The organism is Flavihumibacter sp., from assembly GCF_036676075.1.
Classification (GTDB): domain Bacteria; phylum Bacteroidota; class Bacteroidia; order Chitinophagales; family Chitinophagaceae; genus Flavihumibacter.
Map to the genome: position 1 here is coordinate 134006 of NZ_JAKFDQ010000006.1, position 13639 is coordinate 147644.

Consider the following 13639-nt stretch of genomic DNA (forward strand, 5'->3'; position numbering starts at 1 on the left):
TTTTTTAGGGTTGGCTTAGTCATCAGTTTTCGCCTTCAGGATACCAACGGTGCGATTCGTTTTGATGAAATATTTTGCAGCAACTCTCTTGATATCTTCTACCGTTACCTTATTATACTGTGCCGGAGCATCAAAGAGTTTTTTATAATCGCCGAAGAATACTTCATAGGTGCCGATATTATTTGACTTGCCATTGATGGTTTCCACCTGCCGGTAAAATTCAATAAGCTTCCTGTTCTTTACTTTTTGTAATTCAGCATCCGTAACACCTGATTTCACAATAGAATCCAATGCAGTATATACTTCTTTTTCCAGATCATCCGTACTGGCACCTTTACTCGCGGCTACCGTTATCCGAAACAGCGTTGGATCAAAGCTTTCCTGGAAAGAGGCAAACACGCTGGTGGCCATCTGCTTCTGATCAACCAGTGTGGAATATAACCTTGACGACTGTCCGCCGGTTAACAGGTCGCGTAACAGAACCAAGGGATAATAGTCTTCATGTTTTGCATCCGGAACATGCCATCCTATTGAGAGATATGGATTGGCCACTTGTTTCTGCACGGTAATTCTGCGCTCACCGGTTTGTTCAGGTTCCTTAATATGAACCGCCGGTGGTGCGGGCTGTGCTGGGATGGGCTCCAGGTATTTTTCTGCCATTGCTTTTACTTCGGCAAGTTTCATGGCGCCGGAAACAACCACTACACAGTTGTTGGGAGCATAGTATGTTTTGAAATAACGTTCGAGGTCGGCCTGGCTCCAGTTTTTCATGTCATCGAGATAGCCTATCACCGGCCAGTGATAAGGATGTTCCTGGAAGGCCTGTGCCTGCACCGATTCAAAAAGTAACCGGTAAGGCGAGTTTTCAAGTCCGGTGCTTCTCTCTGAGATCACAACGCCTCTTTCACTCTCCACCACTTTGGGATCGATACTCAAACTCGAAATGCGATCTGCTTCCAGGTCAAAGATTACTTCCGTGGCAGATGCCGGGAACCAGTTGGTGTAAACGGTTACATCCTCGCGGGTATAGGCATTGTTGGCGCCACCATTAAATTCCATGGTGCGGTCGAATTCTTTGGGACCATATTTTTTTGCACCATTGAACATCATATGTTCAAAGAAATGCGAGAGTCCCGTGATGCCCTGGTATTCATTCCTGGAGCCTACGCGGTAAAACAGGTACATGTTGGCATTCGGAATGGAGAAATCTTCTACAACGAGAAACTTCATACCATTTTTGAGGGTAAAGGTCTTAACATCATCTGCTTTCATCTGTGCCCCTGCCCCAAGGGAGAGGAATAAGATGGCAGACAACCAAAATTTATGCATAATCGAACTGTTAGGTGATAGAAAAAATTGCCTATAAAAATAGACAATACTAAGCGTTTTTTGCCGCCCGTATACACCAGAGCAATTCTTCAATAAAAACCTTGGCTCTTTTTTCAGTTGCTTCCTTATCGGTGGGCTCCCCATTTTCTTTATAAGCGTTCTGTACCTGTGGTACCGCATACATGGCTGGTACCATCAGTACGCCAATTTTCCAGAGGCTGAATACTAATGAGGTCATGGCCTGGGCTCCGCCAAAAGGTCCGGCAGATACAGTAGCGATGGCCACTGGTTTGCGTTTCCATTCGGGATATAACAGATCGATCACGTTCTTCAGACTGGCCGGGTAACCGCCATTGTATTCGGGGGTCACGATAAGTACACCATCAGCATTCTTTATTCTTGCCGCAAATTCAATGACATCGGGTGAAGGATCTTTCATTAACCGGAGCCGCTCATCAAACACCGGGAAATTGTATTGGTAGAGGTCAACAAGGTCTACTGTTCCATATCCCTTTTCTTCAATATACTGCTGGAAAAACCTGGCTACCCGGTGACTGTTCCGTCCTATCCTGACGCTGGAAGAGATGATGGCTATATTCATGGCGATAATTTAGGTGATTTAACAGGAACAAGAATGTTGCCTGAAAAGTTGGGGAATATTTTCCTTGATTCCCGGGTTATAGGTTATGCTGGGTATGAAAACTTAACCTTATTGGACAATAAACGCTTAATTCTCATCGGCACTGCTTTTTTCTACTTGTTGATGAAAACCCAATGATGGAATTGCCATGGAGGATATTCTGCAAATAATAAAGAAGCTTCCTAAAAGGAAAGTAAAAAAGATCATTAGCGATCCTACCGCCACGGCTGTAGCCATCAGCCTGGTATATGTAAATGATGGAACCCATGAAGGGATCAGGCGGACAAGGAGGGGTAAGTCGTTCAGCTATATTTACAAGGAGAAACCACTTAAGGCAAAAGACCAGTTGTCGAGAATAAAAAGCCTGGTGATTCCGCCTGCCTGGGAGAATGTCTGGATCTGTGCATTCGCCGACGGACACCTGCAGGCAACGGGCATGGATGCCCGAAACAGGAAACAATATCGTTATCATCCCAAATGGAATGAATTCCGGAACCAGACCAAATTTTACCGGCTCCTGCATTTCGGGGAGGTATTGCCTAAAATAAGACTGCAGGTAGAAAAGGATCTCTCGCTTCCCGGAATGCCGCGGGAGAAAATACTGGCAGCAGTAATAAGCCTGATGCAAAGAACGAATATCCGCGTGGGTAATAATGTGTATGAAAAACTCTATGGATCATTTGGTCTCACTACGCTGAAAGATAAACACGTAGAGATAAAAGGTTCACAGGTAAAATTTTGTTTTAAGGGAAAGAAGGGGATACTGCATGATATAGACCTGAAGAATAAGAAGCTGGCCAATATTGTTCAGCAATGCAAGGATATTCCAGGTAAGGAATTATTCCAGTATTATGATGAACAGGGTGAGCGGCGTGCAATTGATTCAGGAATGGTGAATGATTATATCCGGCAGATCAGTGGAGAAGATTTTACTGCCAAGGATTTCCGAACATGGTCTGGAACACTCAATGCCTTCCTGGCTTTTAAAGAACTCGGACTGGCAGAAAATGATAGCACAGCCAAAAAGAATGTAGTTGCCGCGCTCGATAAAGTAGCCGCCACTTTGGGTAATACACGCACCGTGTGCAAAAAATATTATGTGCACCCTGTTGTGGTTTCCTTGTACGAATCGAACAGTATTGAAAAATATTTTGCACAACTGGATGCTATTGAGAAAGATGATGATAAGGCTGGATTAACAGGTGATGAAAAGATCCTGATGAAAATACTTTCCGGCAATTAATTTAAAAATTTAAATCTACCGATATGATAAAGATCATTGAAAACGCTCCCGATAATGTTGCAGCCTTTGAGGCAGTTAATGATGTTACCAGTGATGATTTTGAGCAGGTGGTTTTCCCGCATGTAAAAGAAGTGGTAGCAAAGTATGATGAACTGAATTACCTCTTGGTGCTGAATACAGCGCTTTCTGATTTCAGTGCCGGTGCCTGGATGCAGGATGCATTATTGGGACTTAGGAATATTTCGGAATGGAACAGGGTTGCCATCGTAACAGATGACGAAACCATCATTGGATTTACCGATATGTTCAGTAAAATGATGCCGGGCACCTTTAGAGGCTTTAAGAAAAGCCTTTATGATGAAGCCATGAATTGGGCGGCGGGAAAGACTGGTGTGGAGTAGGATCTACTCTTCCAGTTCGTGAACACCGGGTTCAGGTGCAGTACCGCGGAATACCCTTGTTCCATAAAAATCAAAAGCCGGGGCAGGAGCACCAAACATTGCCTGGATATCAATTCCCTTGTTGCGTAATGGTGAATTGGCTTCCAGGGTAAAGTTGGATAACTGCTGCAGCAATTGCGGATCATTGAGATCTGTCAGGAACGGTCCTTTCATTAATGGATCTACCTGAAGTCCCCTTATTATGTTTTCTGATTTTTCCTGACCGGTGGCATTCGCCCATTCCATTAAACCAGGATATCCATTGATGGTGATGGTGGCGCCGGGGGTATTCCAGTAAACATTGCCAAGAAACTTATCCTGGTTCATAGTGCCTTTGATGAGATTGCCGCTGCCTATGAATATATTGTTGTTATAGGTGAAGTTCTCATTGAAGCATGGGTAGATGAACAACACGGTGCTGTTCGTGCTGTTATAGAAAATATTATTATACACTTTAGCATTGATGAACTGCTTAGCCTGGGCCGGACCATTCCAGATAGCCAGCGAACCATAATTGGTTGCTCTTGCATCATTGATGCTGACACAATAGCGCAAAATATTATTGTACCAGCTTGATGCGCCTTTGAACTGGTATAGTCCATAACCGGAAGCCCGGTTTTCATAGGAGAGGCAGTATTGTATGATGGAATTAGAGATACCACCATCCAGACCAAAGCCTCCGCCATCGAGGGTTTTGCTGGTATTATGATGGCTGATGGAGTTTTGAATGATCACACTGTCGCTGGCGGTAGCCCATATGCCGATTGGTCCGGTCATATTATGCGGCATATCTTTTCCATTATGACTCGCTATACAACGATCTATCAACGCCTTATCAGTACTTAATATTAAAATACCATTACCACTGTGATTGGTGAGGTTGGTAGGGTCACCCGGATTATTGGTGGCAGTAGAATTACGGATAGTGATATTCTTTGATAATCGTTCACCTGGTAGCAGGATAACACCATCGCGTGCATACAAACCGGATGCATATATTCCACTGAATCCATTATCGGCAGCATACACTTTATCTACAATGATATTTTCTGAATTATAAACATGCAGACCTGATTTCTGAAATCCTTCTACTCTTACAGATTCTATTATACCATTCCTGCTACTGTCTATTAAAATACCATCCGTTGTATTACCCGTTTTACGTCCGGCGCCAAGGGCATTGATATTAGTTAATTTAAAATGTTCAAGACGCACATGAATGGCCATGGTGTTATTGCCATTGATGGTTGCAGCGCCGGTTCCATAACTGCTTATAATAACAGGTTTGCTAAGCGTGCCATTATCGCTGGTATCGAGTATCAGTGTTCCTGTAAAACTTGTTCCCCCTTCAAAAAGGATACTTTCCCCGGGCTCCAGGTTTATGGTGTTGACCTTATCGATGGTCCTGAAAGGCTTTTCCTTTGTGCCGGCATTAGCGTCATCGCCACTGGCACTCACATAGTATGCCTTTGGCAACGGAACGGGAGGCACCGTTGGGGGCGGGGGCGGAGGGGGTGGTGCCGGTTCACTGCTGTTTTTTGAACAGCCCAACACTAAAAGCAGGGAAAAGAATACAAGAATCGATTTCATATTATTTGAGCCGGATTATGATTTAGTCATACGCCCGGGCAAGCTTTTTATTGTACCGCCAGTAAAATTAAATGCATTCGAACTCACCGGTACGCTCAGCTGAAATAACCATGGATGTTCCAGCAAATGCTTTCCGGTACTGCCCTGGTTGCATCCGGTTGATCTTCATGAATTGCTTATTGAAATTGGTAAGGGTATTATAACCTGATTCATAGGCAATGGATGAAATGGGTTTAGGTGTATCGATGAGTTGCTGGCATGCTTTGCCAATTCTTACTTCATTGAGGAATTCGATATAGGTCTTCTTGGTACATCTCCTGAAATAATTGCAGAACGCGGGTACACTCATGCCCGCAAAGGAAGCAACATTATCGAGTCCGATAGGGTCGGCATAATGCTCGATCGTATACTGGAATACCTTATCGATCCTGGCCTGCTGTTTAGAGTGGAGATTGGCCATTTCATGGGTGGATAGATAATCATAGCGCTTACTCTCGCTGATGGTGGCGATCAGTTTCAGCAGGATGAGTATTCGTGTAAATCCCTGTGCCTTTTCCAGCTCAATGATGAGGGGACGAAGTTCTTCACTGAGGGCGGGTCTTAATTTTATGCCCACTGCTGCTGTCTCCAAAAACTTGCTGATCTCCCTGCATTCGGGTAAGCTGAAAAATTGTGTTCCCCAGATAGAATCCAGGAACTGAACCACTATTGCACTGGTGATGATCTCCTCACCTGATTTCTGGAATGTATGGGGAAGGTTACTGCCGAGGAAGTAGATATCTCCTGTATTGAAACTACCCACATGGTTTCCCACGAAAGCATTCCCTTCACCTTCTGTGAAAAGGATGAGTTCAAATTCAGGGTGCTGGTGCCAGGGTACTTCAAAATGTGGCGTACGGAAAGTTCTGGCAATGAAGGAATGATCATGCTCGAGGGGTAGTTTTTCTATTAGCGGCTTCATGAGATATATAGTGCTTTTAGAACTATTTTATCAATATTGACAAGAATCAGGCGAAAAAGATATTAAAATAGTTTCATAAAACAAGAATAAATAAGAACCCCGCCCCGAATTCAGTACCTAATTTAGAGATCTGATAAGCGGTTGCACGTAATTGTTTTGCTGTTTAAGTAAATGATTTGCCATGTTATTATTAGGGATCGATATAGGTACTTCTTCAATCAAGGTTTCCGTGGTGGATGGTGCCACCAGCAAATCGATCATTACAGTACAATATCCTGAAACAGAGGTTCCTATTGATTCGCCGAAGCCTGGCTGGGCCGAGCAGGATCCCGCTACCTGGTGGAAACATACCGTGGCTGCCATTCAACTGGCCAATTCCTCGGGTAAGTTTGATGCCGCTGCCATTGGCGCAATTGGCATTGCCTACCAGATGCATGGATTGGTGGTGTTGGATAAGAACCATGAGATATTGAGGCCTTCGATCATCTGGTGTGATAGCAGGGCTGTATCAATAGGGGCAAAAGCCAATGAGAGCCTGGGACCAGATTTCTGCCTGCATCACCTGCTCAATTCACCGGGAAATTTTACTGCTTCAAAACTGGCCTGGGTAAAGGCGAATGAACCGGGTGTTTATGCAGAAGTAGCACATGTAATGTTACCGGGTGATTATATAGCTTTTCGATTATGCGGAAACGTTAGCACCACGCCTTCCTCTCTTAGCGAAGCGGTATTATGGGATTTTACCACCAATAGCATCAGCCATGAACTGCTTAACTATTATGGTATAGACCCCTCCTTATTTGCGGCCACCCAACCTGTTTTCTCCATACATGGTAAACTGTCAGATAAAGTTGCAAATGAACTAAACCTGAAAGCGGGTATACCTGTCAGTTATAAAGCAGGTGACCAGCCAAATAATGCGCTTTCACTTGGTGTTCTTGAGCCGGGAGAGGTAGCTGCCACGGCGGGTACGTCGGGAGTAATATATGCCGTGAGTGATCTGCTCAATCCCGATCCACTTTCAAGGGTGAATAGTTTTGCGCATGTGAATCACCAGCAAGGACAGGTCAGAACAGGAATACTTTTATGTATCAATGGCACCGGAATTTTATATAGCTGGGCGCGGCAGCAGCTGGCGGCGGCACGATCATACTCATCGCTGAATGATGCAGCCGCAACTGTTCCCCCCGGATCGGATGGTGTGCTGGTACTGCCTTTTGGTAATGGCGCCGAGCGGATGCTGGGTAACAGATCTACGGGTGTGCATTTCAGTGGTATCGATCTTGTTAAGCACAATCATGCACATATTTTCAGGGCCATCCAGGAAGGGATAGCCTTTGCTTTCAGGTATGGACTCGATATCATGCGCAGCAACGGCCACCAGCCTTCCCTAATACGGGCAGGCAGGGCCAACCTGTTCCAGAGTGAAGTTTTCCTGCAGTCATTTGTTGCTGCCACCGGCGTGCCTGTTTCTCTCTATGCATCCGACGGAAGTGTAGGTGCCGCCATTGGCGCCGGCATAGGTTGCGGTTATTACAAGGATTCAAAAGATGCCTTCAGTAACCAGCAACCTATCAGAACTGTACTCCCCGAAGACTGCCCCAACCTCGAAACTCCATACCAACATTGGCTCAAATTATTACACAAACTACTACCCGACTAAATCTTACCTCTCACCTCTTACCTCTTACCTCAAATCTTACCTCTTACATCTTAAATCTTAAATTTCCTCCCCATGTCTTTACAAAAAATAACTTACGAAGGTCCCGGGTCCGATAACCCGCTTGCATTCCGCTGGTATGATGCCAATAAAGTAGTGGCCGGTAAAACCATGCAGGAGCATCTTCGCTTTGCCTGTGCCTACTGGCATTCATTCTGTGGTAATGGTGGTGATCCGTTTGGCGAGCCTACCCATCTTTTCAGCTGGAATAATATTCCCGATGCAGTGGACAGGGCAAAGGCCAAAATGGATTTCGCCTTTGAATTCATGTCAAACCTGAACCTGCCATTCTTTTGCTTTCATGATGTTGATGTGGTTGACTTCACCAATGATGTGGCAGACAATGAGCGCCGCCTTCAGGCAGTAACGGAGCACGCCAGGCAGCATATGCAATCGAGCGGTATACAACTGCTCTGGGGTACAGCCAATCTCTTTTCACACCGGCGTTATATGAATGGTGCAGCTACCAATCCTGATTTCCAGGTGCTGGCGCATGCAGGCGCGCAGGTAAAGGCAGCCCTTGATGCAACGATAAGCCTGGGCGGACAAAACTATGTTTTCTGGGGTGGGAGAGAAGGCTATATGAGTCTGCTCAACACCAATATGAAAAGAGAACAGGAGCATATGGCCCGCTTCCTGCACACGGCGAAAGATTATGCCCGCAGCCATGGTTTCAAAGGACAGTTCTTCATCGAGCCTAAGCCTTGTGAGCCCTCCAAACACCAGTATGATTATGACTGTGCAACGGTGATAGGATTTCTGAATCAATTCGGATTGCAGGATGATTTTTCTATAAACATTGAAGTGAATCATGCCACACTAGCCGGACATACCTTCCAGCATGAACTGCAGGTAGCAGCCGATGCGGGAATGCTGGGATCAATTGATGCCAACCGCGGCGATTACCAGAATGGCTGGGATACAGACCAGTTCCCCAATAATGTAAATGAACTGGCAGAAGCTATGCTGGTGATTGTAGAGGCCGGCGGCTTCAAGGGAGGCGGAATCAATTTTGATGCTAAGATCCGTCGTAATTCAACTGATATGGAAGATCTGTACCACGCGCATATTGGAGGTATGGATACATTTGCCCGCGCCTTACTGGTTGCAGATGCTGTACTTCAGCAATCGGATTACAAAGCGTTCAGGCAACAACGTTATGCCAGTTTTGATTCGGGTAATGGAAAGGCATTTGAGGAAGGTAAACTTGGGCTGGAAGACCTCCGCAACATTGCTATCAGTGATGGTGAACCGAAAACAATAAGCGGTCGCCAGGAGTATCTTGAAAACCTGATCAACCGCTTTATATAATAGTGCAAGAGTCCTTCGTAATTATGTACGATGGACTCTTTTTATTACCAATCGCCCATATGTTCCGGTACAACCCTTTCAAGGTGCCGGGCATCTATCTTCTTATTTTTCCAGTCGGGTTCATACTTCACAAACCAGCTCAGCCATACAGATCTTGACAATCGCATAAACACCGGTTGTAATGCAATCAGTAATACTGCATTGGTGATACCCCAATACAAAACACGGTAATCACCATCCTGCAGGGAGAATCCTATCAATACCCACCAGGCCACAAAAGTGGCCACAGAAAAAGCAACAGTAAGGGCATAGCTTACGTAAGCAGTGCCATAATAAAATCCCACTTCTATTTCGGTAGGTTGACCGCATACCGGGCAACGTTCATTCATCTTTAGTATCTTTCCGAAGCTATAAGGATTGGATGATTCAAAGATGTTGCCTTCGCGGCAACGGGGACAACGATTCGACAATACCGTTCCAAGATATCCTGGTTTGTTCTTTTCATTCGTCATGCTAACGGTTTTTGCAAAGTTACCTGAATCCGACCGTTCAAAAACGTGATCCTTGTCACTTAACAGAACGTAAACGCACTAAATGAAGAGTCGAAATCCATCTGCCGCGGCTGCTGCAGCTGCAATAAATGAACTGGATGAACTTCGGATTAGTATTTTACTGGAGCCAACAGAAGAATTTATACATGCATTCAGGGTGGGGTTCAAGAAATTAAGAGCGCTTTACCGGATGGAAGGCATGGTTCAGCACCAGCAGCAATTCAAAATGCACCGCAATCTGAAGATATTATATGGTGCAGCAGGCGCGGTAAGAGATACACAACTGCTGCTGGCATTTATTAAACCCGAACTAACTAATACCAAACTTCCATTCCTGTTGGAAGCCAGGTTACAGACACACCATGAAGCATTATTGATAAAGCTGCAGGAAACTGGCTCGGTAAGATCCGATGATAGCGCTATAGCATCTAAACTTACCTACTGGAAATATTCATCACATAGTAAGTATGAAAGATATTTCAGTGATTTACTTCGCGAATACATTCATCTCAGTGAACATACATTGTATGATGATGCGCTACATGAATTGAGGAAATTGTTAAAAGACATCCTTTACAATCATCAATGGCTGTTAAAAACAAAAAGGGCGGTTGGTAAAATAACAGCGCTTCCCATAAAGGAAATTGATGAACTACAGAAGTTGCTTGGCGATTACCAGGATATGGTGGTGAGGGCTTCCGTGATCAGGCAACTCGCATTGATGCCTGACCTCAGTGACGATGCTTCAGTTCTTGAAGCATGGCTCACAGAGGCTTTCCGGAAACAACAAAAAATGAGAATGGACCTTGAACTTCCCATCCGCTCATTGCAACACCTTTTCCATCTGCATACTTCTTGAGCCTTTAATAAGGATATGTGCCCCGCTGAACTTCTCCGCATCATACCATTCTTTTGCAGCATGGCTGTTTTCCAACTTCCTGTAGGGGTGTTCAATACGCATGAAATCTCCACCCACAAGTACCACTTCCTTCCAGGGATATTTTGCTATCAGTGATACAATTTCACGATGCTCCTCAAGGCTTTCTTCTCCCAGCTCGGCCATGGCACCCAGCATCAAAACTTTATCAGCAGCCTTTAGCCTGGCGAAATTTTCTATTGCTGCTTTCATGGAAGATGGATTGGCATTATAGGCATCGAGGATGATATGATTATTGTCTTTAATGATCATCTGCGAGCGACTATTCGTTGGATGGTATCCCTCAATGGCATCGCGGATAATTTCATCACTCACACGGAATAATTTTCCTATCGTAACCGCCACCAGCACATTGTAAATATTGTAATCACCTACCAGGTTGGTCCTTATAATTCCTGTTCCCGCACCCTTGATAATATTAACGTGTAAAAATGCATCTTCTTCATCATCCAGTGTATCAGGGTGAATAACCTCACCTACAACATCAGCTTCTTCTGTACCATAGGTTATAACCGGGTTGATCCCTTCGCTCATTTCCACCAGCCAGTGATCATCATTCATCACAAGGGCGGTTCCTCCGAACCTTTTGAGGTAATCAAACAGCTCGCCCTTGCCTTTGCGGATCCCTTCCACTCCACCAAATCCTTCCAAATGTGCCTTGCCAAGATTAGTGATCAATCCATGGGTTGGTTCTGTATAAAGGCAATAAGATTCTATTTCTTTCTGGTGGTTGGCACCCATTTCAACCACTGCCATTTCAGCATCTGATCCCACCTTTAAAATAGTTAGCGGGATGCCGATATGGTTATTCAGGTTTCCTTCGGTTGTATATGTACGATAGGTTGTAGAAAGCACGGCATGGATCAGCTCCTTGGTGGTTGTTTTCCCATTACTTCCGGTAATAGCGATGAAGGGTATTTTGAACTGCCGCCTGTGATGAAGCGCCAGTTGTTGTAATGCCTGCAGTGTATCTTTTACCACGATCATCCTATCATTGATAGCATATTCAGGTTCATCAATGATAGCGTAGGCGGCCCCTGCTTCAATTGCTTTTGCGGCAAAGGCATTGCCATTGAAATTATCTCCTTTCAATGCAAAAAAAAGATCGCCATTTTTCAGCTTACGTGTGTCAGTTTGCACGGAGGGGTGCTGTTTGTAGATCTCGTAGAGTTGTGCTATGGTCATGGTCACAAAGATAATGGGAGAGAGGTATCATTGAAAAAGGCGATGACTGATACTTATAAGAAAACCCGCCATTGGAGGCGGGTTTTCTTATAAGAGGCTATCAACCTATATTAGCGCTTACGGCTATTTTGTCTTCTTGCTTTGTAATTGATACCGGTCTTGCGGCCGTTACCTTCCGGACTACCAACGCGATCCATCGCGCAACGGAATCCTACTGTGCTGCTGGCAACATCTTCTTCCATGAAGCGACGTGTACCGGGGCTCAGCCAATAAGCTCTGTCGTTCCAGCTACCGCCTTTGATAACGCGGCTCTTGTCGCTGATAAGGGTAGTAACACCATATCCATAACTAACACCCTGCAGAATTGAATCACCATCAAGGTAGTTGATAACATCAGCTTTCTGGTAGTTACGACGGTTCTTACTTTCTTCATCAGTCATGAGGCGATACTTGATGCGACCCAGGCTATCTCTTGTTGGCTTGTTCTCAACGCTATCCATAGCAACAGTTTCAAACTTGTTACCACGGTAAGGAGATACATCATCAAAGTCGGCGAGTGAAAGCGGACGATAAACATCACCAGTCCACTCATTCACGTTACCACTCATATTGTAGAGACCGAATCCATTAGGGAAGAATGATTGTACCGGTGCAGTATAAACGGCACGGTCATTCAATCCACCTGCAACACCCATGTTATCTCCTGATCCACGCTTGAAGTTAGCAAGGAAAGTACCCTGCCAGCTACCACGACGTGTATCACGAAGTCCATTTACGTTATTGCTCCAGCTGTAAACCTGCTTATTGGTGATAAGTTCCTCACCACGCTTTCCTTCTTTCTTGGAAACCTGTGGGTTCTGGTTTACATAACCGAGAGCAGCATATTCCCACTCCGCTTCTGTTGGAAGACGATAACCTGGCAGCAGAATACCATCTTCGAAAGTAACCTGCGTACGTGGGGTACCGTTAGGATTTTTAAGTGTATTCTTCTTTGAACGGGCAGCAGCACCTGGGGTTGCCTGGTACTCACCCATCAGGTAAGATTTTGTATTGAAATTCTCTTCACCGATACCACTGATATTCTTCAGTGATTTTTCGTTGATGAAACCTCTTTTCTGAAGTTCCAGCTCATTCACCCTGTCTGTTCTCCAGAGGCAGAAATCATTTGCCTGCTTCCAGGTTACACCTACTACAGGATAGTAGTTATAAGATGGGTGGCGGAAATAATATTCCACGAGGGGTTCATTATATGCCAGCTCAGAACGCCATACCAGTGTATCAGGTAAAGCGGCATTACGAACAGCCTGGTATTCATCGCCATCAAATACAGTATTGATCCAATACAGGTATTCACGGTAATGCACATTGGCTACTTCGCTTTTATCAATATAGAAGGAGTTAACGGTAACACGACGAGGCGCGTTATTCCAGTCGCCCATAACATCTTCCTCAGTTGCACCCATCGTGAAGGTACCACCCTGAACGAAAACGAGTCCGGGACCAGTCCGTTGTTCTTTTTCTTTGGAGACCTGGTAACCGCCCTGGTCTTTATCATTATAATTCCAACCGGTTACATCGGATTTTTCTTTTTTCTTGCTGAACAGCTTGCTGTTCTTACAAGACGCCACCATTGCGGCGCAGGATACGAGGATTGTTAAGGTTTTCCAGTTCATTTTGATAGCCATTTAAGCTGGGTTTTAGACACTAATAACGGGTGCCTGTCCCGTTTATT

General features: G+C 44.9%; 12 protein-coding genes. 5 read left to right on the top strand and 7 right to left on the bottom strand.

All coding sequences use genetic code 11. The annotated features are described in order from the left end of the window. Positions 1–15 precede the first annotated feature (15 nt). Together V6M43_RS00635 and V6M43_RS00640 are read right to left on the bottom strand one after the other, a co-directional pair. Positions 16–1329 (bottom strand): M16 family metallopeptidase, encoded by a 1314-nt coding sequence (locus tag V6M43_RS00635; protein WP_332732117.1) that lies wholly within the window; start codon positions 1327–1329, stop codon positions 16–18. A gap of 49 nt (positions 1330–1378) precedes the next feature. Next, a complete protein-coding gene (locus V6M43_RS00640) occupies positions 1379–1930 on the bottom strand; it encodes an NADPH-dependent FMN reductase (protein ID WP_332732118.1) in 552 nt (183 codons plus the stop codon). Positions 1931–2117: 187 nt separating this feature from the next. On the opposite strand from V6M43_RS00640, the gene V6M43_RS00645 reads away from it, so the two are divergent. Both V6M43_RS00645 and V6M43_RS00650 read left to right on the top strand, forming a co-directional pair. Next, positions 2118–3212, top strand: coding sequence for a DNA topoisomerase IB (locus V6M43_RS00645; RefSeq protein ID WP_332732119.1), 1095 nt, complete (start codon positions 2118–2120; stop codon positions 3210–3212). A gap of 23 nt (positions 3213–3235) precedes the next feature. Further along, positions 3236–3613, top strand: a complete 378-nt coding sequence (locus V6M43_RS00650; RefSeq protein WP_332732120.1) for an STAS/SEC14 domain-containing protein — start codon at positions 3236–3238, stop codon at positions 3611–3613. Positions 3614–3616: 3 nt separating this feature from the next. Here the strand turns inward: V6M43_RS00650 and V6M43_RS00655 are convergent, their stop codons facing one another. Continuing rightward, positions 3617–5242 (bottom strand): right-handed parallel beta-helix repeat-containing protein, encoded by a 1626-nt coding sequence (locus tag V6M43_RS00655; RefSeq protein ID WP_332732121.1) that lies wholly within the window; start codon positions 5240–5242, stop codon positions 3617–3619. A 67-nt stretch (positions 5243–5309) separates the two neighbouring features. Then, on the bottom strand, positions 5310–6203 hold the full coding sequence (locus tag V6M43_RS00660; protein WP_332732122.1) for an AraC family transcriptional regulator: 894 nt from the start codon (positions 6201–6203) through the stop codon (positions 5310–5312). A gap of 181 nt (positions 6204–6384) precedes the next feature. Between V6M43_RS00660 and V6M43_RS00665 the strand changes: the two genes are divergently transcribed. Continuing rightward, a complete protein-coding gene (locus V6M43_RS00665; RefSeq protein WP_332732123.1) occupies positions 6385–7866 on the top strand; it encodes a xylulokinase in 1482 nt (493 codons plus the stop codon). A 72-nt stretch (positions 7867–7938) separates the two neighbouring features. Next, positions 7939–9234: a xylose isomerase gene (gene xylA, locus V6M43_RS00670; protein ID WP_332732124.1), complete on the top strand. Its 1296-nt coding sequence runs from the start codon at positions 7939–7941 to the stop codon at positions 9232–9234. A gap of 44 nt (positions 9235–9278) precedes the next feature. On the opposite strand, the gene V6M43_RS00675 is transcribed toward xylA, so the two are convergent. Further along, positions 9279–9746 carry a DUF983 domain-containing protein gene (locus V6M43_RS00675; protein ID WP_039131910.1) on the bottom strand — a complete coding sequence of 156 codons (468 nt, stop codon included), beginning with the start codon at positions 9744–9746 and terminating at the stop codon, positions 9279–9281. A gap of 82 nt (positions 9747–9828) precedes the next feature. On the opposite strand from V6M43_RS00675, the gene V6M43_RS00680 reads away from it, so the two are divergent. Next, positions 9829–10644: a CHAD domain-containing protein gene (locus tag V6M43_RS00680; protein WP_332732125.1), complete on the top strand. Its 816-nt coding sequence runs from the start codon at positions 9829–9831 to the stop codon at positions 10642–10644. Here V6M43_RS00680 and V6M43_RS00685 read toward each other — a convergent pair. Together V6M43_RS00685 and V6M43_RS00690 are read right to left on the bottom strand one after the other, a co-directional pair. After that, positions 10609–11907 (bottom strand): UDP-N-acetylmuramoyl-tripeptide--D-alanyl-D-alanine ligase, encoded by a 1299-nt coding sequence (locus tag V6M43_RS00685; RefSeq protein ID WP_332732126.1) that lies wholly within the window; start codon positions 11905–11907, stop codon positions 10609–10611. The two genes, V6M43_RS00680 and V6M43_RS00685, sit on opposite strands and share 36 nt — an antisense overlap. 110 nt (positions 11908–12017) lie before the next feature. Next, positions 12018–13592 carry an SUMF1/EgtB/PvdO family nonheme iron enzyme gene (locus V6M43_RS00690; protein WP_332732127.1) on the bottom strand — a complete coding sequence of 525 codons (1575 nt, stop codon included), beginning with the start codon at positions 13590–13592 and terminating at the stop codon, positions 12018–12020. Between the last annotated feature and the right edge of the window lie 47 nt (positions 13593–13639).

Coding starts and splice junctions, on each gene's coding strand:
- V6M43_RS00635 (WP_332732117.1), bottom strand. CDS start 1,329: ATGCATAAATTTTGGTTGTCTGCCATCTTATTCCTCTCCCTTGGGGCA.
- V6M43_RS00640 (WP_332732118.1), bottom strand. CDS start 1,930: ATGAATATAGCCATCATCTCTTCCAGCGTCAGGATAGGACGGAACAGT.
- V6M43_RS00645 (WP_332732119.1), top strand. CDS start 2,118: ATGGAGGATATTCTGCAAATAATAAAGAAGCTTCCTAAAAGGAAAGTA.
- V6M43_RS00650 (WP_332732120.1), top strand. CDS start 3,236: ATGATAAAGATCATTGAAAACGCTCCCGATAATGTTGCAGCCTTTGAG.
- V6M43_RS00655 (WP_332732121.1), bottom strand. CDS start 5,242: ATGAAATCGATTCTTGTATTCTTTTCCCTGCTTTTAGTGTTGGGCTGT.
- V6M43_RS00660 (WP_332732122.1), bottom strand. CDS start 6,203: ATGAAGCCGCTAATAGAAAAACTACCCCTCGAGCATGATCATTCCTTC.
- V6M43_RS00665 (WP_332732123.1), top strand. CDS start 6,385: ATGTTATTATTAGGGATCGATATAGGTACTTCTTCAATCAAGGTTTCC.
- xylA (WP_332732124.1), top strand. CDS start 7,939: ATGTCTTTACAAAAAATAACTTACGAAGGTCCCGGGTCCGATAACCCG.
- V6M43_RS00675 (WP_039131910.1), bottom strand. CDS start 9,746: ATGACGAATGAAAAGAACAAACCAGGATATCTTGGAACGGTATTGTCG.
- V6M43_RS00680 (WP_332732125.1), top strand. CDS start 9,829: ATGAAGAGTCGAAATCCATCTGCCGCGGCTGCTGCAGCTGCAATAAAT.
- V6M43_RS00685 (WP_332732126.1), bottom strand. CDS start 11,907: ATGACCATAGCACAACTCTACGAGATCTACAAACAGCACCCCTCCGTG.
- V6M43_RS00690 (WP_332732127.1), bottom strand. CDS start 13,592: ATGGCTATCAAAATGAACTGGAAAACCTTAACAATCCTCGTATCCTGC.